The sequence below is a fragment of the Methylobacterium sp. J-030 genome, assembly GCF_022829545.1.
Lineage (GTDB): Bacteria > Pseudomonadota > Alphaproteobacteria > Rhizobiales > Beijerinckiaceae > Methylobacterium.
On the sequence record NZ_JAKSYM010000226.1, the window covers coordinates 28582 to 48892 of the forward strand.

At 69.8% G+C, this 20311-nt stretch carries 20 protein-coding genes; 11 read left to right on the forward strand and 9 right to left on the reverse strand.

The window, feature by feature from the left end:
• Positions 1-51 precede the first annotated feature (51 nt).
• The 4 genes from prmC to MKK75_RS15825 form a co-directional block, all read right to left on the reverse strand.
• Positions 52-960, reverse strand: coding sequence for a peptide chain release factor N(5)-glutamine methyltransferase (gene prmC / locus MKK75_RS15810; protein ID WP_244043506.1), 909 nt, complete (start codon positions 958-960; stop codon positions 52-54).
• 11 nt (positions 961-971) lie between these two features.
• The gene (gene prfA / locus MKK75_RS15815; protein WP_244043507.1) at positions 972-2057 is read right to left on the reverse strand and encodes a peptide chain release factor 1; all 1086 of its coding nucleotides are present in this window, start codon (positions 2055-2057) and stop codon (positions 972-974) included.
• Between the two features lie 213 nt (positions 2058-2270).
• Positions 2271-4532, reverse strand: a complete 2262-nt coding sequence (ptsP, locus tag MKK75_RS15820) for a phosphoenolpyruvate--protein phosphotransferase (protein ID WP_244043508.1) — start codon at positions 4530-4532, stop codon at positions 2271-2273.
• Between the two features lie 189 nt (positions 4533-4721).
• The gene (locus MKK75_RS15825) at positions 4722-5957 is read right to left on the reverse strand and encodes an aspartate kinase (protein ID WP_244043509.1); all 1236 of its coding nucleotides are present in this window, start codon (positions 5955-5957) and stop codon (positions 4722-4724) included.
• A gap of 191 nt (positions 5958-6148) precedes the next feature.
• Between MKK75_RS15825 and ubiG the strand changes: the two genes are divergently transcribed.
• The 6 genes from ubiG (at position 6149) to MKK75_RS15855 (ending at position 10315) form a co-directional block, all read left to right on the forward strand.
• Complete coding sequence (ubiG, locus tag MKK75_RS15830; RefSeq protein WP_244043510.1) at positions 6149-6910, forward strand: bifunctional 2-polyprenyl-6-hydroxyphenol methylase/3-demethylubiquinol 3-O-methyltransferase UbiG; 762 nt, start codon at positions 6149-6151, stop codon at positions 6908-6910.
• 46 nt (positions 6911-6956) lie between these two features.
• A complete protein-coding gene (locus MKK75_RS15835; protein ID WP_244043511.1) occupies positions 6957-7526 on the forward strand; it encodes a YbhB/YbcL family Raf kinase inhibitor-like protein in 570 nt (189 codons plus the stop codon).
• The gene (locus tag MKK75_RS15840; protein ID WP_244043512.1) at positions 7523-8281 is read left to right on the forward strand and encodes a PAS domain-containing protein; all 759 of its coding nucleotides are present in this window, start codon (positions 7523-7525) and stop codon (positions 8279-8281) included. Before MKK75_RS15835 ends, MKK75_RS15840 begins: the two co-directional genes overlap by 4 nt.
• A gap of 163 nt (positions 8282-8444) precedes the next feature.
• Positions 8445-8570, forward strand: a complete 126-nt coding sequence (gene ykgO / locus MKK75_RS15845; RefSeq protein ID WP_003601867.1) for a type B 50S ribosomal protein L36 — start codon at positions 8445-8447, stop codon at positions 8568-8570.
• Between the two features lie 120 nt (positions 8571-8690).
• Positions 8691-9302 (forward strand): tetratricopeptide repeat protein, encoded by a 612-nt coding sequence (locus MKK75_RS15850; protein WP_244043513.1) that lies wholly within the window; start codon positions 8691-8693, stop codon positions 9300-9302.
• Positions 9303-9307: 5 nt separating this feature from the next.
• A complete protein-coding gene (locus MKK75_RS15855) occupies positions 9308-10315 on the forward strand; it encodes an alpha/beta fold hydrolase (protein ID WP_244043514.1) in 1008 nt (335 codons plus the stop codon).
• A gap of 80 nt (positions 10316-10395) precedes the next feature.
• Here the strand turns inward: MKK75_RS15855 and pyk are convergent, their stop codons facing one another.
• The 3 genes from pyk to MKK75_RS15870 all read right to left on the reverse strand — a co-directional run bounded on the left by pyk (position 10396) and on the right by MKK75_RS15870 (position 13670).
• Entirely contained in the window at positions 10396-11832 is a 1437-nt protein-coding gene (gene pyk, locus MKK75_RS15860; protein ID WP_244043515.1) for a pyruvate kinase, read from the reverse strand.
• A gap of 70 nt (positions 11833-11902) precedes the next feature.
• A complete protein-coding gene (locus MKK75_RS15865; protein ID WP_244043516.1) occupies positions 11903-12385 on the reverse strand; it encodes a DUF1036 domain-containing protein in 483 nt (160 codons plus the stop codon).
• Complete coding sequence (locus MKK75_RS15870; protein WP_244043517.1) at positions 12351-13670, reverse strand: glycerate kinase; 1320 nt, start codon at positions 13668-13670, stop codon at positions 12351-12353. Before MKK75_RS15870 ends, MKK75_RS15865 begins: the two co-directional genes overlap by 35 nt.
• Before the next feature lie 179 nt (positions 13671-13849).
• Between MKK75_RS15870 and MKK75_RS15875 the strand changes: the two genes are divergently transcribed.
• From MKK75_RS15875 to MKK75_RS15885, 3 genes are all read left to right on the forward strand, one after another.
• A complete protein-coding gene (locus MKK75_RS15875) occupies positions 13850-14611 on the forward strand; it encodes an N-formylglutamate amidohydrolase (RefSeq protein ID WP_244043518.1) in 762 nt (253 codons plus the stop codon).
• A gap of 57 nt (positions 14612-14668) precedes the next feature.
• Positions 14669-14977 carry a DUF1244 domain-containing protein gene (locus MKK75_RS15880; protein WP_244043519.1) on the forward strand — a complete coding sequence of 103 codons (309 nt, stop codon included), beginning with the start codon at positions 14669-14671 and terminating at the stop codon, positions 14975-14977.
• Between the two features lie 104 nt (positions 14978-15081).
• The gene (locus tag MKK75_RS15885; protein WP_409567578.1) at positions 15082-15360 is read left to right on the forward strand and encodes a DUF2312 domain-containing protein; all 279 of its coding nucleotides are present in this window, start codon (positions 15082-15084) and stop codon (positions 15358-15360) included.
• Positions 15361-15520: 160 nt separating this feature from the next.
• On the opposite strand, the gene MKK75_RS15890 is transcribed toward MKK75_RS15885, so the two are convergent.
• Both MKK75_RS15890 and MKK75_RS15895 read right to left on the reverse strand, forming a co-directional pair.
• Positions 15521-17353, reverse strand: coding sequence for an alkaline phosphatase family protein (locus tag MKK75_RS15890; RefSeq protein WP_244043521.1), 1833 nt, complete (start codon positions 17351-17353; stop codon positions 15521-15523).
• A gap of 191 nt (positions 17354-17544) precedes the next feature.
• On the reverse strand, positions 17545-18582 hold the full coding sequence (locus MKK75_RS15895) for an aspartate-semialdehyde dehydrogenase (RefSeq protein ID WP_244043522.1): 1038 nt from the start codon (positions 18580-18582) through the stop codon (positions 17545-17547).
• A gap of 368 nt (positions 18583-18950) precedes the next feature.
• Between MKK75_RS15895 and MKK75_RS15900 the strand changes: the two genes are divergently transcribed.
• On the forward strand, positions 18951-19724 hold the full coding sequence (locus tag MKK75_RS15900; protein ID WP_244043523.1) for a hypothetical protein: 774 nt from the start codon (positions 18951-18953) through the stop codon (positions 19722-19724).
• A 136-nt stretch (positions 19725-19860) separates the two neighbouring features.
• Complete coding sequence (locus tag MKK75_RS15905; protein ID WP_244043524.1) at positions 19861-20277, forward strand: hypothetical protein; 417 nt, start codon at positions 19861-19863, stop codon at positions 20275-20277.
• Positions 20278-20311 lie beyond the last annotated feature (34 nt).

Genomic DNA, 20311 nt, shown 5'->3' on the forward strand with positions numbered 1-20311 from the left:
GTGTGGAGGGATTCGCCGTGCCAGATCGGGGCGCCCGCGCGCGTTGGTTCATCAGCTCCCGTCTCTGACTTGGGGTTCCGCAGCACCTTTGGGAAGGCCGAAGCACAGCACGCGATCATGCCCGGACAGATCACGGGTCAGACCACAATCCACGAAGCCCGCCGCGGCGGCGAGGCCGCGGACCGCCGCCGCCTGATCGTAGCCGATCTCCAGAGCCAGCGTTCCAGCGGGCGCGAGCAGGTTCTGCGTACGTATGCCATCGAGGATGCGCCTGTAGGCATCGAGGCCGTCGGCCCCACCGTCGAGGGCGGCCAGGGGATCGTGCGTCCGCACCTCACGATGAAGTGTCGGGATGACGTCGCGGACGATGTAGGGCGGATTCGAGACCACCAGATCGAAGCGTCCCTGGAGCGCGTCGCACCAATCCGCCGCGGCGAAGGCCGCGCGTCCGCCGAATCCGTTCGCCGCGAGATTGTGACGCGCCGTCGCGAGCGCCGCCTCCGAGCGGTCGAGCCCGAGGCCGAAGGCGCGGGGAAGCTCGCTCAGGAGCGCCGCCAGGATGCAGCCCGAACCCGTGCCGAGGTCGAGGCACCGCAGCGGCGCGCTCCGGTCCGATAGGTTCGCGAGCGCGGCCTCGACCAGGACCTCGGTATCGGGCCGCGGGACCAGGGTTTCGGGTGTGAGTCGGATCGGCAGGCCCCAGAACTCCCAGGTGCCGAGGATGCGGGCCACCGGCTCACCGGACAGCCGCCGAGCCAGGGCGGAATCCAGGGCGGCGGCTTCGCTCCCGTCGAGGAGCCGATCCCCGGCGACGAGTAGGTCACGGGCCTCGAGCCCGAGGATCCCGAGCAGCAGAAAGCGGGCGTCGCCCGCCGCTTCGCCCAGTCCGCCCGCCTCCAGCGCGACCGCGCAGCGCCGCAGGGCGGCACGGCGGGACAGGCCTCGGCTCGATCCGGACATCGCGGCGCCGCTCAGGCCATGCCCTCGGCGGCCAGGAGCTCCGCCTGATGCTCGGTGATCAAGGCATCCACCACCTCGTCGAGGGCCGTGCCGGCCATCACCTCTTCCAGCTTGTAGAGGGTCAGGTTGATCCGGTGATCGGTCACGCGACCCTGAGGAAAGTTGTAGGTGCGGATCCGTTCGCTGCGATCGCCGGAACCGACCTGCGCCTTGCGGTCGGCCGCACGGGCTGAATCCTTGGCGCTCCGCTCGGCCTCGTAGAGCCGGGCGCGCAGCAGCGTCATGGCGCGGGCGCGGTTCTTGTGCTGCGAGCGCTCCTCTTGGACGAACACCACGATGCCGGTCGGCAGGTGGGTGATGCGGATCGCCGACTCCGTCTTGTTGACGTGCTGGCCGCCCGCGCCCTGGGCGCGCATCGTGTCGATCTTCAGATCCGCGTCGTTGACGTGGATGTCGACCTCCTCGGCCTCGGGCAGGACCGCCACGGTGGCGGCCGAGGTGTGGATCCGCCCCTGCGTCTCGGTGTCGGGCACGCGCTGCACCCGATGGGCGCCGCTCTCGTACTTGAGGCGGGCGAACACGCCTCGCCCCTTCACTTCGGCCACGACCTCACGGAACCCGCCGACCGTCCCCTCGCTCTCGGAGATCACCTCGACCCGCCAGCCCTTCGACTCTGCGTATTTGGCATACATCCGGAACAGGTCGCCGGCGAAGAGCGCCGCCTCGTCGCCGCCGGTGCCGGCGCGGACTTCAAGGATCGCGCTCTTCTCGTCTGCGGCGTCCTTGGGCAGCAGCAGGAGCTGGAGGTCGCGGTGCGCCGTCTCCAGCGCGGCCTGCGCCTCGGGTTTCTCCTCGGCGGCGAGCGCCCGCATCTCGGCGTCCGTGCCGGGCTCGTCGATCAGGGCCTCGACGCCCGCGAGGTTCTCGAGGGAAGCCCGATAGTGGCGGATCGCCCCGACCACCGGATCGAGGTCGGACAGCTCGCGCGAGAGCTGGACCACGGTTTCCGGGTCGCCCTCGCCCGAGGCGAGCTGCGCGGTGACGATATCGTGCCGCGCCAGGATGGCGTCGAGGCGCTCGGTGGGAAAGGGGATCATCGCCCGTGTTTCTAGAGTGCTGTGCGCGGCGTCCCGGTCGGGGCGCGGATCACGTCTCGGACGCGGAAGGGCGCGGTCCGCCGAGCCCCCGGCCCGGCATCTTGTCCTCCCCCCGCACTCCGCCCGTTCGAGAGCGGAAACCGCGGCGCGCCGACCGAGAGCGTCGTGGCGTTGCCGTACAACCCCGGCCGGATATCGGGCAAGGGTCGGCCCCTAGATAGGAACGCCGTGGGCGTGCGCGAAGGCGGTGAGCGCCGGGCGCAAGGAGTCGCCGTCGTGCATCCGCGCCATCTCGCTGTCGATGAGTTCGGCGACCGCCTCGGCGTCGAGGCTCAGCACCATCGCCTTGACCGGGCCGATGGCGGCCGGCGACATCGACAGGTCCCGATAGCCGAGGCCGATCAGCGCCATGGCGTCGAGGGGGCGGCCGCCAATCTCGCCGCAGACCGTCACCGGGCAGCCGGCGGCGTTCGACCGCTCGGCGATCAGCCGGAACGCCCTCAACGCCGCGACGCTGAGCGGATCGAACCGGTTGGCCACCCGACGGTTCTCGCGATCGACCGCGAAGAGAAACTGCATCAGGTCGTTCGAGCCGACGGAGAGGAAGTCCGCCTCCTTGGCGATCTCGTCGATCTGGAACAGGAGCGAGGGCACCTCGATCATCGCGCCGAGCCGGCACTCGGTCGGGAGCGTGTAGCCGTGGCGCTTGAGGTAGGCCTTCTCGCGCTCGACGATGCCGCGGGCCCGGACGAACTCGTCCACCGTGGCAACCATCGGGAACATGATCTTGAGCGGATCTCCATCCGCGGCCTTCAGCAGCGCGCGGAGCTGCATCCGCAGCAAGGCCGGCCGGTCGAGGCCGATCCGGATCGCCCGCCAGCCGAGCGCCGGGTTCTCCTCCTCGAGCTTGGCCATGTAGGGCAGGATCTTGTCGCCGCCGATGTCGAGGGTGCGTACCGTCACGGGCTTACCCTTCGAGGCGGCGAACACCTTGCGGTAGAGCTCCTGCTGCTCGGCGGCCGAGGGCATGCGCTGCGCCACCATGAATTGCAGCTCGGTGCGGAACAGGCCGACACCCTCGGCGCCGGTCTCCTGGAGGTGGCTGAAATCCACCAGAAGCCCGGCATTGAGATGCAGGCCGACCCGCACCCCGTCGCGCGTCTGGGCGGGCACGTCGCGCAGCGCCCGGTACTGTTCCTGCCGGCGGGCGCGCAGGCGCACCATCTCGGCGTAGGCCGCCTCGACCTCGGGGCCGGGCCGGACATGGATCTCGCCGGCCACGCCGTCGACGATGATGGCATCGCCCGCGTCGCAGAGCGCGGTCGCGTTCTCGACCTCGCCCACCGCCGGGATGCCGAGCGCCCGGGCCACGATGGCGACGTGGCTGGTCGGGCCGCCCTCCTCCAGCACGATGCCGCGCAGCGTCGAGGCCTCGTAGTCGAGGAGCGCCGCCGGCCCCATCGTCCGCGCCACCAGGATGGCGTTCTCGGGCAGGACCAGCACGCCCGCTGCCTCGGGGCCGATCAGGGCACGCAGCAGCCGGTTGGCGAGGTCGTCGAGATCGTGCAGCCGCTCGCGCAGGTACGGGTCGGACTGGCGCATCATCTTGGCGCGGTTGTCCGACTGGACCCGCTCGACCGCGGCCTCCGCGGTCAGGCCGGAGGCCACCGCCTCGCGCATCCGCCGGAGCCAGCCCTTGTCGTGGGCGAACATCCGGACGGTCTCCAGCACCTCGCGGGATTCGGCGGTGCCGATCCGGTCGCCGCGCTCCACCAGGGCGTCGATCGCCGAGCGGACCTCCTCGATGGCCTCGTCGAGCCGGGCGACCTCGCGATCGACATTCTCGGCGATCAGCGTCTTCACGACGACGCGGGGCTCGTGCAGCACCACGTAACCGAGGCCGATCCCGTCCGCGAGCGCGATGCCCCGCGCCACGACAGGGCGGCGCGCGGCCGTGCCGGCGTCGAGGGCCAGGCCTTCCAGTTCGCCCGAGGCGATCATCTCCGAGAGCACCATGGCGGTGGTCTGGAGCGCCTCGATCTCCTCCTCGGAATAGACCCGATAGGTCTTGTTCTGAACGGTCAGGACGCCGAGCGTGTTGCCGGCGCGCAGCAGCGGCACACCCAGGAAGGCGTGATAGGCCTCCTCGCCCGTCTCCGGCCGATAGGAGAACGCCGGGTGGTTCTGCGCGTCGGAGAGGGAGAGCGGCTCCGCCGTTCGGGCGATCAAGCCGACGAGGCCCTCGTCGGCACGCATGCGGGTCTGGTGGACCGCCTCGCGGTTCAAGCCCTCGGTTGCAAACAACTCTAACGTGTTGTCGTCCCGCAGCACGTAGACCGAGCAGACCTCGGCCACCACGTTGGCGGCGATCAGGACGACGATGCGGTCGAGGCGTGCCTGGGGGCTGACCGGCTCCGCCATCGCTTCGCGGAGGCGGCGCAGCAGCAGGCGCGGGCCTCCGGGCGCAGCGGGCATCTTTTCGTCGTTCCAATGTCGGCGAGCGGCCTTGGCGTCGACCACCCTGCAACCTTGGCGCCAAGCTCGGGACGGCCGGCGCCGCATGAACCGTACCGCTGTCTCCAGACGGGCGCTGGGATCGGCGAAACGGCCCGCGACTGTTCAGCTCACATTACGCGCGCTGATAGAAACCGCGTCGTCCCAGGCTCAGGCCTGATCCAGGCCGTATAGCGAGTGGAGCGTGCGCACGGCAAGCTCCGTGTAGGCGGCCTCGATCAACACGGAGAACTTGATCTCCGAGGTGGTGATCGCGCGGATGTTGATTCCCTTCTCGGCGAGCGCCCGGAATGCCTTGGCGGCGACGCCGGCATGGCTGCGCATGCCGACGCCGATCGCCGAAACCTTCACGACGTCGGTGGCGCCCTCGATCTGCGCGTACCCGATCTGGGTCCGCGCCTGGTCGAGGATCGCGCGGGCGCGCTCGTACTCGGCGGACGGCACCGTGAAGGTCATGTCGGTGGTCGACTGGTCGCCCGACACGGTCTGAATGATCATGTCGACGTTGATGTTGGCGTCGGCCAGCGGCCCGAAGATCGCGGCGGCGACGCCCGGGCTGTCCTTGACCTTGCGCAGGGTGATCTGCGCCTCGTCCCGGGAGAAGGCGATCCCGGTGATGATCTGCTGTTCCACGATGTCGTCCTCGTCGCAGATGAGGGTGCCCGGGCGCGCGGCGTCGGGCGGATCGAAGGAGGAGCGCACCGTCGTCGGCACCCTGTGGACCATGGCGAGTTCCACCGAGCGCACCTGCAGCACCTTGGCCCCGAGCGAGGCCATCTCCAGCATCTCCTCGAAGGTCACCCGCTCCATCCGGCGGGCCTTCGGCACGATGCGGGGATCCGTGGTGTAGACCCCGTCCACGTCCGTGTAGATGTCGCAGCGCTCGGCGCCGATCGCGGCCGCCACCGCCACCGCCGAGGTGTCGGAGCCGCCGCGGCCCAGCGTCGTCACCCGCCCGGTCTCGGCATGGACGCCCTGGAAGCCCGCGATCACCGCGACCTCGCCCTTGGCGAAGCCGGCTTCGAGGTTCTTCGGGTCGATCTCTTCGATCCGGGCCGAGCCGTGGGCGTCCGAGGTCACCACCGGGATCTGCCAACCCTGCCAGGAGCGGGCCTTCAGCCCGTCCTTCTGGAGCGCGATCGCCAGAAGGCCCGCCGTCACCAATTCGCCCGAGGCGACCACCGCATCGTATTCCCGCGGATCGTAGAGCGGGTTGGCGTCCTTGACCCAGTCGACCAGCTCGTTGGTCTTGCCCGACATCGCCGAGACGATCACGGCGACGTCGTAGCCGGCCTCAACCTCGCGGGCGACGTGGCGGGCCACGTTGCGGATGCGGTCGACGTTGGCGACGGAGGTGCCGCCGAATTTCATCACCAGACGGGGCATGGTCTCTCGGTCGCGGGTTCCCGATGGCCACGGGCACGGGACCGAAGCGGGCCGGTCCGAAGGGTGTGCGGCGGGTACAAGCGGCTCGGTGAGGTGTCAACAACCGGCCAAGCATGGCGCACACGCGCCGCGGCGACGCGGGGGGGAACGCCGTGCTAAGGCGCGGCCGGAGCTACGAGGACGGTACGCGCATGGACAGGGCAGCCACGGAGAGCGGCAGCGGCGGCTTCGTCGATCGCGGCGAAGTCGCCCGGTTCGACGCGCTCGCCGCGACGTGGTGGGACGCGGCCGGGCCAATGCGGGTGCTGCACCGGTTCAACCCGGTGCGGCTCGCCTATATCCGCGACGCCCTGTGCCTTCATCACGGGCGCGATCCGCACGGGCCCTTCCCGCTCGACGGCCTCGCGATCTGCGATGTCGGTTGCGGCGGCGGCGTGTTGTCGGAGCCGCTGGCCAGGCTCGGCGCGACCGTGACGGGGCTCGATCCGGCCGAGCAGAACATTGCGGTGGCCCGAGCCCATGCCGAATCCGCGGGCGTGCCGGTGACCTATCGCGGCGAGACGATCGAGGCGGTCGTGGCCGCCGGTGAAAGCTTCGATGCCGTGCTGATCATGGAGGTGGTGGAGCACGTCTCCGACATGCCGGCTTTCGTGCGCACGGCCTGCGCGGCAGTGAAGCCCGGCGGGATGCTGTTTGCCGCAACGCTCAATCGGACGATGCGCTCCTTCGCGCTCGCCATCGTGGGCGCCGAGTACGTGCTCGGCTGGCTGCCGCGGGGCACGCACGACTGGGAAAAGTTCGTCACGCCGGACGAGCTCGGCCGCGCGATCCGGACGGGCGGCTTGTCTGTGACCGACACGGTCGGCGTCGTCTACAACCCTCTGACCGATGGCTGGCGGACCGGCCGGGACACCGCGGTGAACTACATGGTCGCAGCCGAGCGGCGGGACTGAACCGCACGCCCCCTTCGCCGTTGGCTCCGCGGCGGAGACAGCGACGATGCTCGAAAAGATACCCAGCGTTGTGGGCGCGGCCCTGTCGGGCTTGAAGGCCGGCGTCGAGAAGACGGCCTTCCACGCGTCGTTCCCAGATATTCCGGCCTCACTTGCACTGAGGAGCTCCGCCTTCGTCGACGGGGCTGCGATGCCGGCCCGCTTCACCGCGGATGGCGAAGGTGTGTCGCCGCCGCTCGCCTGGAGCGGCCTGCCCGAAGGGTCCGCGTCCGTGGTGCTGCTGGTCGAGGATGCCGGCAGCCCGACGCCCCAGCCGCTGGTCCATCTGATCGCCTGGAATTTCCCGCCCGATCAAGGCGGGCTCGGCGAAGGCGACGCCTCGGATCCCGCGCCCGACAAGAACCTGCCGCTCGGCCAGAACAGCTTTCTCCGCACGGGCTGGCTGCCGCCGGATCCGCCGAGCGGTCACGGCCCGCACGCCTACGTCTTCCAGGTCTACGCCTTGCGCCAGCCCCTCGATCTCGCGGAGAAGCCCGGTCGCGGTGCGCTTCTGACGGCGATGAACGGTCTCGTCCTCGCCAAAGGCATTCTGACCGGAACCTATGCGCGTCCTTGACCATCGCGCGCCGTCACGCGATCGCGTCAGCGCCGCCAAACGTTGCGTTGTACCACGCGCGGCAGACCTCTAATATTCCAACGCCGTTGCCGGGTACGGGCAGAACCTTCGACGCATCAGTGGAGATCGGGCCTGTGGGGGTCGACGGGCGGCCGAGGCGGCGGGGCAGCGAGAGTGTGGCACGCGCGCTCGCCGCGTCGGACGTCGGCACCTGGGAGTGGTATGCCGCCGACGAGATCCTGCGCTGCGACGCCGTGGCGGCTTCGATGCTGGGCGTGCCCCGGGCCCGGGGGGATCGGGGTGGGTCCTTCGCATCACTCCTCGACCGGATCCATCCGGAGGATCAGCGGCGGATCGGGTCGATGATCGACACGCTCCGTCGGCAGGGAGGCCTCTTCGTGACGCAATTCCGGACCATACCGGAGGCGGACGAGGTCCGATGGATCCTGGCGCGCGGCCGCTTTAACCGGACCGCAGAAGCGGCGGTGTACGAGGCGCGCGGGATCGTCATCGACGTGACCGCCAGCAGCCAAGACGGATTTCTCGACGAGGCCGCGTTCTGCGCCGCGGACGCTTCGGCAGGCGGGATCGATCGCGTGGCCGAGCTGGCGCTCATGCTCTTCGAATCGGCGGAGTCCTCCCTCCACCCGCACGATTTCGATCGGCTCAAGCCCTTGCTCGACGTTCTGCTGCACGAGATCGGGCGGCAGCTCGTAGGATCCCCGCCGATCGCGCATCTCGACCTCATCCATTGAGAGCCCTGGTCCGGCCACGCCTTGCCTTGCAGGGGAGAATCCTGATAAGGCGGCGCCATTCCGCGATGCGTGAGCCGTGATCGCCGGGCGCGAGTGCGCGTCCAGCCCGCGGCGACGTTCCCGATACCCTTTTGATGGACGGCCCTCCGGGCTCGAGAGACCGATGAAGATCCGCAACTCCCTCAAGTCCCTGCGCGGCCGCCACCGCGACAACCAGCTCGTGCGCCGCAAGGGCCGGGTCTACGTGATCAACAAGACCCAGAAGCGCTTCAAGGCCCGCCAGGGCTGAGGTCCGCTCGTCCGGCCGTGGTCGGTCCAGTGCAGCCGCTCCCGGCCGGGCGCGGCTGCTTTCGCATGCGCGGCACCGCGGCGCGTTGACGGGCCTGTCCGCGGGGCACACTCTGGCGGGATGATATCGGCCCGCCTCTTCACAGCCTTGATCTGCCTGTCGGCGCTGACGGCCGCGTCGCCGGCAGCCCGGGCGGAGCCGCAGCCGAGTCGCTCGGGCCGAACGGCACCGGAGGCGAAGCCCGCGCCGAAGCCCCCGAGCCTCGACGATCTGTTCGCCCGCCTGCGCGCAAGCGAGGATCCGGTCGAGGCCAAGGGCATCGCGCGACTCGTCGAGCGGCGTCTTGCCGGCTCCGGAAGCCCCACCGCCGACCTTCTGACCGACCGGGCCCGACAGGCCGTCACGGCCCACGATTTTCCCCTCGCCGCCGAGTTGATGGACCGGGTGACGGCCCTGGAGCCCAACTGGTCCGAGGGCTGGAACCGGCGCGCCACGGTGTTCTGGCTGCTGACCGACAAGGACGACGCGATCGGCGACTTGAAGCGTGCCCTGGTCCTGGAGCCGCGCCACTTCGAGGCCTGGGCGGCCCTGGGCCGGATCTTCGAGTCTCAGGACGACAAGGCACACGCGCTGGCGGCCTTCCGCCGGGCCAAGGCGCTCTACCCGCAGATGGACAAGATCGGCGAGGCAATCGACCGCCTCGCGCCGGAGGTCGACGGCCGCGACCTGTGACCCGGATGCTCGGCGTTCTCCTGACGCTCGCCGCCCTGCCCGTCGCGGTGCTGAGCCTCGTCCTGATCGTCGGCGCGCTGGCGACCCTCGTGATCACGTCGCGGGTCAGCGCCGCCTATCCGCCGGCCGGACCCTTCGTCGCCGTGACCGGGGGCCGCCTCGCGACGATCCAGGATGGGCCGGCGGACGGACCTCCGATCGTCCTCCTGCACGGCGCGTCAGCCAACGCGTCGGATCCGATGGAGGGCATCGGCCGCCGCCTCGCCGCACGGGGCTTCCGGGTGATCGCCTTCGATCGTCCGGGCTTCGGCTGGAGCGACCGGGTCGCCGGGGGCGAGGCGGCTGCGCCCACCGTGCAGGCGCGCCTAATCGCGGAGGCACTGGCCACCATGGGCGTCGGTCCGGCGATCGTGTTCGGCCATTCCTGGGCGGGCTCGCTGGCGCTGGCGCTCGCCCTCGATCACCCGGAGCGGGTTTCGGCCCTCGTCCTGGCGGCGCCCGTCGCCATGCCGATGCCGGACCGGCTGCCCGATCTGCCGTGGTACTGGCGGTTGGCCATCCAACCGCCGGTGGCGTGGCTGCTCAGCCGCACCGTGGGACCGCCCCTGGCGCAGCGCTTCCTGCCGGAGGCGGCCCGTCGGGTCTTCACGCCACAGCCGGAGGACCCGGCCTATCCGGAACTCGCCAGGGCAGCGCTCGTCCTGCGGCCTGGAACGCTGCTCGCCAACGTCCAGGATCTGCTCGGCCTGACGAAGGCGCTGGCCGCCCAGGCCCCGCGCTACGGCGCGATCCGGGTTCCCGCCCTGGTCATCGCCGGCGAGGCCGATCCGATCGTGCGCAGCGCGGAGCAGGCGGTCCCCCTCGCGCGGGCGATCCCGGGGGCGCGGCTCGTCCTGCTGCCGGGGATCGGACATATGCTCCAGTACGCGGCGGCCGACCGCGTGACGGAGGAGATCGCCCGGCTGTCCGCCGGATCGACCAACGCGGCGACGGCGGCTCCCGCCGCCCGGTGAGGCGCCGTCGTCCGTACGAGCCGTCGGACGACGGCACGGATTGATCGCAGACCGCTCCGGCCACCCGGAGCCCAAGCCCATCACGCCTTCTCGGCGTGCTCGCGGGTGATGAAGGTGAGCCGCACGAGATTCGTGGCCCCGGGCGTGCCGAAGGGCAGGCCGGCCACCACGATCACACGATCGCCCACCGCCGCGAATCGCTCCCGCACAGCGAACTTGGCGGCGCGAAACGACATGTCGTCCACGTCGCTGGCATCCTTGGTGACGATCGGGTGCGTGCCCCAGGCGAGCGCGAGGCGCCGCGCGGTCTCGCGCCGGGGCGTCAGGGCGATCACCGTAGCGTTCGGGCGCTCGCGCGAGAGGCGCAGCGCCGTCGAGCCGGAACTGGTCCAGGCCATGATGGCGTCGAGGTCGAGGGCGTCCACCATCTGGTGCGCGGCCGCCGCGATCGCGTCGTTGGCGGTGTGGTCCGGCGTCGCGCTCTGGGCGCGGATGATCGACCAGTAGAGCGCGTCCCGCTCCACCTGCTCGGCGATGCGGCTCATCGTCTCCACCGCGGCGAGCGGGTGTGCACCCGAGGCGCTCTCGGCCGAGAGCATCACGGCATCCGCGCCCTCGTAGACCGCGGTGGCCACGTCCGAGACCTCGGCACGGGTCGGCACCGGCGCCGTGATCATCGATTCGAGCATCTGGGTCGCGACCACGACCGGCTTTCCGTGGCGCCGGGCCCCCCGGGTGATGCGCTTCTGAACGCCCGGGACCTGCTCCAGCGGCATCTCCACGCCGAGGTCGCCCCGAGCAACCATCAGCCCGTCCGAAATCTCGATGATCTCGTCGAGCCGAGTCAGCGCCTGCGGCTTCTCGATCTTGGCCATCACCAGGGCGCGGCCGGCGCAGACCTTCTTGACCTCCGCCACATCCTCGGGCCGCTGGACGAACGACACGGCGATCCAGTCGGCGCCAGCGTTGAGGCCCGCATCGAGATCCGCCCGGTCCTTATCGGTCATGGCCGGCACCGGGATCACCGTGTGGGGCAGCGACACGCCCTTGCGGTTGGAGATGCGGCCGCCGACCTCGACCCGGGTCACCGCCCGGTTCTCGGACGTCTCGACCACCGACAGCCGAAGCTTGCCGTCGTCGAGCAGGATCGCGTGACCCGGCTCCAGGGCCTGCAGGATCTCCGGGTGCGGCAGGTGGCAGCGCGCGGCGTCACCGGGCGTCGGGTCGCCGTCGAGCACGAAGGTGGCGCCGGCCTCGATCATCGCGGTCCCGTCCGCGAAGATGCCGAGCCGCAGCTTTGGCCCCTGCAGATCGACCAGGATGCCGATCGGGTGCTTGGCCTCGCGCTCGATGGTGCGGATCGCCTCGACCTTCTCGGGCAGTTTCTCCCGGGGCAGATGGCTCATGTTGAGACGGAATACGTCCACGCCGGCGCGGAACAGCCGTTCGATCATCTCGGGCGAATCGGAGGCCGGCCCGAGGGTGGCAACGATCTTCGTGCGGCGCGAGCGTTTCAAGCGGGATCCTCCGGGCGTTCTCCGCACGCCTCGCGGCGGCGTCGGGCGTCGTGATGGGTGCAGGGGGTGCTTACGGTTTCGCGGGGGCGTCCGCGCGGTTCGGATCCGTGAGCTGGATGGTCCAGCTCTTCTGCTCGCCGGTATCGACCTCGAAGAAACCGTTCCGGTCGTAGCCCCGCGCCAGGCAATCCTCGATCCCGCGGATCGTGAATTCCGAGTCGCGGGTGCACATCAGCGAGCGCCCGTTCCATTCGCCACCGCGCGTGTAGTCCACCGCGAAGACGTAGTAGAACCGGGCCGCCAATGCGCCCTTCAGCAGCGTTTCGCAGGCCTTCGGCGCCAGATCCCACCAGCCCTCCGTGACCCAGCCCTGCGGGTCGCGGTAGCCCAGCGAGATGCCAACCTTGCTGCCGGTCTGGTTGCACAGGCGCAGATCGGCCTTCGCGGGTCCCGCGCCGAGGAGTGCGAGGCCGAGGGCCGTGAATACGGGAAGGATCCGAACCGCCGGAACGCGAACCTTAATTGACGAGGATGATGCGGCAATCGTTGACATTGGTACAGGTCGGGCCGGGGTTCACGAGGTCGCCGAGGGCCGCGAAGAACGCGGTGGAATCGTTCTGGTCCAGCATCGCGGCCGGGTCGAGGCCGGCGGCGCGCGCGCGCACCAGCGTCGTGGGATCGATGATGCCGCCCGCGGGATCGGTGGCATGCCCTCGGCCGCCATCGGTGCCGTCGGTATCGGCGCTGATGCCGGAGATGCCCGGCTCCCCCGCCAGCGCCACCGCGAGGGCCATCGCGTATTCCTGGTTCGGGCCGCCGTCGCCCTCCCCCCGGATGGTCACGGTGAGTTCGCCGCCGGAGATCAGCGCGACCCGCTGGCCGGCTTGCCTGTAGCGCTTGGCCGCGGCAGCGTGCTCGGCGGCGACTTCGCGAGCCTCGCCCTCGAGGTCGGCACCGAGCATCACCGGCTCGTAGCCGGCCACGCGGGCTCCCTCCGCCGCTGCGTTCAGGGCGTCGATCGGGCGGGCGATGATGCGGTACTCCGCCCGGGCGAAGGCCGGATCACCCGCCTTCGGCGTCTCGTTGTTCGGATCGTTGAGCAGGCGCGTCGCCTCTTCCGGCAGCGGGATGCCGCGGCGCTCGCAGATGGCTTTGGCTTCGGCCAGGGTGGACGGGTCGGGCACGGTCGGCCCGGAGGCGATCACCGCGGGATCGTCGAAGGGCACGTCCGAGATCGCCAGTGTCAGGATCCGTCTCGCGTTGCGGGCGGCGAGCGCGAGGCGCCCGCCCTTGATCCGGGAAATGTGCTTGCGCACCGTGTTGATCTCGCCGATCGGGGCGCCCGAGCGCAGCATCGCGCGGGTGATCGCCTGCTTCTCGGTAAGCGTCAGGTCGCCCGCCGGGGCGATCCAGTTGGCCGATCCGCCGCCGGAGAGCAGCACCAGCACCTCGTCGTCCGGCCCTGCCTCCGTGGCGAGCCGGAGGGCCTCCTTGGTCGCCGCGATTCCGGCCTCGTCGGGGACCGGGTGGCCGGCCTCGACCATGTGGATCCCGGGCGCGTCCTGCCCATAGCCGTGGCGGGCCACCGCGAGCCCGACGATCCGGTCGTCGCCGAGCCCATGCTGCTGCCGGTAGAAGCGGCTTGCCACGGCGCTCATGCTGCCCGCGGCCTTGCCGGCGGCCAGGATGATCAGCCGACCCGGGCTCGGCTCGGGCAAGTGCGGCGGCAAAGCGAGATCGGGATGGGCGGCCCGGATCGCCGCCGTGAGCAAGCTGTCGAGGAGCGCGCGCTGCGCCTGGATGGCGGGATCGGCGGCGGGCGGGGCGGTCTCGGTCATGGCGTCGGACGGGCTCCTCTCTAGACCCGATCGCACGATCCCCGCCCGTTTCTTGCCTGGGCGGCGGGCCCGTTTCTTGCCGTGAGCGCACGATCCTTGGTAGGTGATCTGCCCGAGCCTTCGCCCTACGGCAAGCGCCTTCGGCACGCCCGCACAGATTGGAAGACCTCGAAAGCCCCGTGACCTGTCCGGAGATTGAAGCGGCGGCCGCTCCGCATCCCTGCGAGATCATCCCGGGCGATCCCGGCTGCGGCCTCGTCATCGCCTGCGATCACGCCTCCAACCACGTCCCGCCGGATATCGACCTTGGCCTGCCGGCCTCGGAATTCGCCCGGCACATCGCCTACGACATCGGCGCGGCAGCCGTGACCCGGATGCTGGCGGCGCAGCTCGGGGCGCCCGCGATCCTGACGAACTTCTCCCGCCTGATCATCGACCCGAACCGGGGCCGCGCCGATCCGACGCTCGTCATGCGCCTGTCCGACGGTGCGGTGGTGCCGGGCAACGCCCGGATCGACGAAGCCGGCAAGCAGGCACGGATCGCCCGTTTCTACGCGCCGTTCGATGCCGCCATCGACGCGGCGGTCGACGCCGCCGCGGCCGCCGGCCGGCCGGCCAAGATCCTGACCATACACAGTTTCACGCCGTACTGGCGCGGTATCCCGCGGCCCTGGCAGGTCGGCATCCTGTACGACCGCGACGCGCGCCTCGCACGCCCGCTGATCGAGGCGCTGGGGGCCGATCCGGCCGGGCTGAACGTCGGCGACAACCAGCCCTACGGGGGCGGCCTGCCCGGCGACACGATCGACCGCCACGCGACGGCGCGCGGCCTGCCGAACGCGCTCGTGGAGATTCGCCAGGATCTGATCGCCGGCCCGGCCGGGCAGGCGGAATGGGCGGACCGTTTCGCCCGGATCCTCCGGTCGCTGCCGGCGGCTTGATCCCGGCGCCCCCGGCCCCGAAATGCCGGGCGTCATTCGCAGAGGAGCAGGCGATCGATGACCGATCTCGAAGCACGCGTACGGACCGAACTCGAAGCAGCCGTGTTTCGCCGGCTGGTGGCGCATCTGCAAACGCGCACCGACGTGCAGAACATCGATCTGATGAATCTGGCTGGCTTCTGCCGGAACTGCCTCTCCAACTGGTTGAAGGCTGCCGCCGACGAGACCGGTGTGGCTCTCACCAAGGACGAGAGCCGCGAGGCGGTCTACGGCATGCCGTATGACGCGTGGAAGGCGAAGCATCAGACCGAGGCCAGCGCCGCACAGCAGGCGGGCTTCGCGGCCAATCAGGCCAAGGGGCATTGAGCCGCCGCGAATCGGTTCAGCTTCCGGTAAGTTCGCCCCGTTAACCACGGGTCGAGGGCGCAACCGCGCCGTGTAGTCCGGAGAGCCCCATGAACGCCCATTCGATGCCCAGCGCCGCGCAGCGGCCCAGCGGCGACGTCTCCTCGGCCGAAGGCGTAGCCGCCGACGAACTCAAGCAGTTCATCGAACGGCTGGAGCGGCTGGAAGAGGAGAAGGCCGGCATCATGGGCGACATCAAGGAGGTGTTCGCCGAGTTGAAGGGCCGAGGCTTCGACGCCAAGGCGGTGCGCACCATCCTGCGGATCCGAAAGCAGGACCACAGCGAGCGCCAGGAGCAGGAGGCGATCCTCGAGCTGTACCTGCAGGCGCTCGGCATGGCCTAAGCAGGTCTCTCGATAGTGGCCTCCGCTTTTGCGACGGAAACCTGCGGCACACCAAGGACCTGAGCGGACCAAGCGTCAGCCTGCCAACACAAGGCCGCTCAGGCCAACGACACCGTGCCGGAGATTGGTCCCGGCACGAGAACGGGCATCGCCGGGGCCGTCAGTGGGCCTCGGCCGCCACCGCAACGCCTTCGTCGGTGAGACCCAGCGTTCGCCCCGGATAGCCGGCGGTGTCGAAATAGCGGGTCTCGCCCACCGTCTGATACCGCAGGATCGTCGTCAGGCCTGCGGCGTCCGGCTGCGAGCGCTCGACATGCGTGTCTGCCTTGGGCGTCGCACCGTTCGCCAGCGCCTCGGTGAGCACCCGGCCGACCAGCGTGCCCTTGGCGGGAATCGTCAGATCAAGGATCCGCGCGATGGTCTTGCCGAGATCGGCGTTGCTCGCCGGCACCGGGCTCTCGAGACCGGACCGAAAGCTCGGGCCTGCGGCGCCCATCACGTTGCGCGTGTCGGCCCGCGAGAAGCTGCCGTGCATGCCCTGGCCCTGCTGCAGCGCCGTGTCGGACACCTCGACCCCGCAGGTGGTCGGATCGGCGCAGCCCGTGGAGAAACTCCGGAAGTTGACAACGATGGCGGGCATCGGCGTCAGGGCCGAACCGTCTAGCGCGATGGTCGAGAGCGGCAGCGTCCCCGGGATCGGCCCGAGCGCGGCGCTCACGAACAGGCCGCTGACGTAGTCCTGCTTCGACAGGGCCTCGACCACGCGTTGCGCCAGCACCTTGTCACCGTTCGGAATGTAGACGAGGTCGGAGCCGCCATTGGCCGCCACCACCACGTCGGGCTTGCCCGGATCCGTGCCGATCAGGCCGTTCGCCCGGCTCGGAAAGTTTTCGATACTGAGCTTCGCGCCCTTCGCATCCGGATCGAACAGGGCGAGGCCCAGGGCGTGCGCAAGGTCGATGGCCACGAAGCCCGGCGGAAGCTGGCGGCTCGGCACGCCTTTGTAGCTCTGTGTCGCCGCAAAGCTTGTCGCGCTCTCCTTCGAGATCGTCGAGAAGCCGTGATCCGAGGTCAGGATCACGTCGGTCGTCTCCGCCAGCCCCTGGTCCTTCAACGCCCCCAGCAGCGTGGCGAGGTTGGTATCGGCGTTGCGGATCGCGGCAAGGCTGGTCGGGCCGTTGATGCCCGGGACCAGCCGGCCGAGACTGTCGCCCTGGTTGTGCTGGGTACCGTCAGGATCGCGCGACCAGAAGACCAGCACGAACGGCTTCTCGCGATCCTTGAACAGCGGCAGCACCGCCTTGGTGGCGACATCGGCGAAGTAGGCCTGCTGGTCGACGTTCGCGGAGAGCGTCCCCGGCGTCTCGGCATTGCCGGCCGGGCCGTTGGCGCCGCGGGTCGGCGCCTGCACGGGCAGCCCGACGGCCCCGAGGCGGGTCTTGAGGTCGTCGCTCAACGGGATGCCGCCCGCCCGTCCCGTGCTGTCGTCGATCAGGACTGTGTCCTGGCCCGAGCGGGCGGTGTGATCGAACACGAGCGACGGTCCGAGCTTGCCGATGCTGGCGGTCGACATCCCCTTGGCGTGCGCCGCCCGCAGGATCGTCTCTTCGTTCAGGTAATTGCCGGCGAAATGCTCGTCGACGTCGCCGAGCACCGGATCGTTCTCCAGGAACGGCGTCAGGCTCTCGCCCGCGCCCGGCACCGGGAAGGCCGTGTAGATCGTGTTTCCGTACTGCCCGGTATCGCCCAGCATGTGCCCGGTCGCCATCGCGGTGGCATTGGGCATCGTGAAGGTCGGGAATAGGGAATGGGTGTTGGTGAACCGCACGCCGGACTTCATCAGCCGGTCCATGGTCGGGGCGTTCGCGGAGTTGACCATGCCGTAGCGCAGCCCGTCGGCGACGAAGAGCACGACGTTGCGGGGCTGGGCCTGCGCTCCGGATACAGCCAGCAGCCCCAATCCGATCCAGCAGGAAGTGAGTGCATGCCGCACGATGAATCTCCTCAGCGTCCGGCACGCGGCGTGAGGGGAGACTGTGACAGGCGCATGACAGGGGGATTGTGGGGCGCCTTCGCTTCCCATCCTCCCGCCTCTGAGGGAGTGGGAGGGAACGTCGCGGGTTCGGGTGATGCCGACGAGGATGCGGACATGTGAGCCCGCATCCTCTTCGCTATCGAAGGCCTTCAGGCGGCGCGCTTGGCCCGGTTCAGCAGCTTCCGGTTCACCAGCACCTCGGCGATCTGAACGGTGTTCAGCGCCGCGCCCTTGCGCAGGTTGTCCGAGACGCACCAGAAGTTCAGGCCGTTCTCCACCGTCGCGTCCTCGCGGATGCGCGAGATGTAGGTCGCGTCCTCGCCGGCCGCCTCGTGCGGGGTGATGTAGCCGCCATTCTCGCGCTTATCGATCACCAGCACGCCGGGCGCGGCGCGCAGGATCTCGGTGGCCTGCTCGGGTGAGAGCGGCCGCTCGAACTCGACGTTCACCGCCTCCGCATGCCCGATGAAGACCGGGACGCGGACGGCGGTCGCCGTCAGCTTGATCTTTGGGTCGAGCATCTTCTTGGTCTCGGCGACCATCTTCCACTCTTCCTTCGTGTAGCCATCCTCCATGAACACGTCGATGTGGGGGATGACGTTGAAGGCGATGCGCTTGGTGAACTTGCCGCCCTGCTTGATCTCGCCGGCGGTGAACACCGCGCGGGTCTGGTTGAACAGTTCGTCCATCGCCTCCTTGCCGGCGCCGGAGACCGACTGGTAGGTCGAGACCACCACCCGCTTGATCGTCGCCGCCTCGTGCAGCGGCTTCAGCGCGACCACGAGCTGCGCGGTCGAGCAGTTCGGGTTGGCGATGATGTTGCGCTTGGTGAAGCCCACGATCGCGTCGGCGTTCACCTCGGGCACGATCAGCGGCACGTCGGCGTCGTAGCGGAACGCCGAGGAGTTATCGATCACCACGCAACCCTGCTGGCCGATCCGCGGCGACCACTCCTTCGAGGTCTCGCCGCCGGCCGACATCAGGCAGATGTCCGTATCGGAGAAGTCGTAAGAATCGAGCGTTTTGACCTTGAGCGTCCTGTCGCCGAAGGAGACCTCCTGGCCCTGGCTGCGGCGCGAGGCCAGAGCCACGACCTCGTCGGCGGGGAAAGCCCGCTCGGCCAGGATATCGAGCATCTCGCGGCCCACGTTGCCCGTGGCGCCGACGACGGCGACCTTGTAACCCATCTCTCGTCTCCGCGCGGAAAACCCCGACCGATCCGGGTGCCACGCTCCTGCCAGACATATCGGCCGAAGGATCGTTCAAGCCGAACGGCGCCCGCCGAACGGGCGCGGCCGTGGACCCGAACCTCGTCCGAGGTGGGATCGACGGCCTGCCCGAGCAAGGCGCGCATGGGGTAGCGCTGTCAAGACTGAGAAAAAGGCAACGATCGATTCACCCTGACGTGGGGAATCCGGTGAGGGTGTTGGGACCGACAGGAGAATTCAATCCTTGAGGCTGACGATCGCGGACGAACCACGAGGGTCTCTGTCCGCGGGGCATCAGGATGGCTGGATCGGAGGAGGCACCGGATAGGCGCGACACCGCCGGTCTCATGGAGCGTCCCACGAATTGGGTGACGCTGTCGCCCGGCGCCCTCGGCCGTCGCCTCGTTGTGGCCTCGGCCCTGATCGCCCTGTTGTGCGTCTGCGCTTGGCAACCCGGTGGCGGACAGAACGCATCCGCGGCAGGACCGGCGGCACGACCGTTGGAACCCCGCTACCTGCCTGCGGTCCCGGCCCCGCCGCCGGTCGCCGCTGCCCTGTTCGACCTTGCGGAGCCCGGGATCGATCCCCTGCGCGTGTCCGCCGCCATAGACCCGCGCACGGGCCTGCGCGAGGACGTGCTGAGCCGCGGGGAGGTCGCCGCCGTGGAGGCCCCGGCGCTGCGGGTCACGCTCACGCGCGGCGGCGAGCCGGGAGCGGTGCCGACGCTGTTCGTCCTGATGGCGCGCCGTGCTGCGTCCGGCCCGGCGCTCGCAGTGATCAAGACCGGATCGCGCGACCACATCCGGACCAAGTTCGGCGTCGTTGAAACCCTTGAGATCACGTTCGGCGGCCCCGTACCGCGGACCTGCCTGGGCTTCGTCAGTCGGGAGGTTGGGTTCCGCCTCGACGGATGGTTGTGTGCGCCCCTCGGGCAGCCGCCGCGGGCTTACGCGCTGGCCTGCACGCTCGACGCGCTCAGCCTCCTCGACCTCGCCGATCCCGAGACGACGGCCGCGTTCTCGGCCGCGGCGCCCGCGACGCGCACCTGCCCCGTGATGAAAGTCGCGGCGGTTTCCGGCCCGATCGCAACGGCGGGTAAACGGTCGCGGAATAAAAAATGAGGCATCAGTGTGGCAAATCACACAAGCTCAGCCATAAGGGCGGAACAACAGCCTCGCTCAAGCGTCTTATCGTGAAAGGCGTCGAACTGTTAAGCTTCGCTCGCCATATTGGTGGCACTCACACGCAAGGTTAGCCATGCGCTCGTTCAGGATCGCACTTCTCGGCGTCATCGCCGCTGCCGGCCTCGGCGTTGCCGCTCCGGCCCAGGCGCAGGACGGTTTCGTTCCCGGCCCGGTCTACCGCGTCAGCCGTCCGCTTCCGATTCGGGTGCGCCCGCGCAGCTGGCTCGACGCCGGCAACGTGCCGCTGACCTCCAACGTTCCGGGCGCCGGCGGCTCGCGCAATCCGGCGCTGAACCCCTACCTGATCGCAGCGTCCAACCAGTTGACCCCGCCCTACGGCCCGACCGACCGGTTCGGCCGCGGGATTCTGCCGGACCCGATCACCAATGGGCCGTTCATCGGCGCCCGGTCGTCGGCGATCCGCAACGTCGACCTCTCCTTCGTCGACCGTCTGGACCCGACCTCGCCGCTCTACGGTCGCCCGTACTAAGCGCTACACGATAAGTCGATCGAGCAGCGCGGGC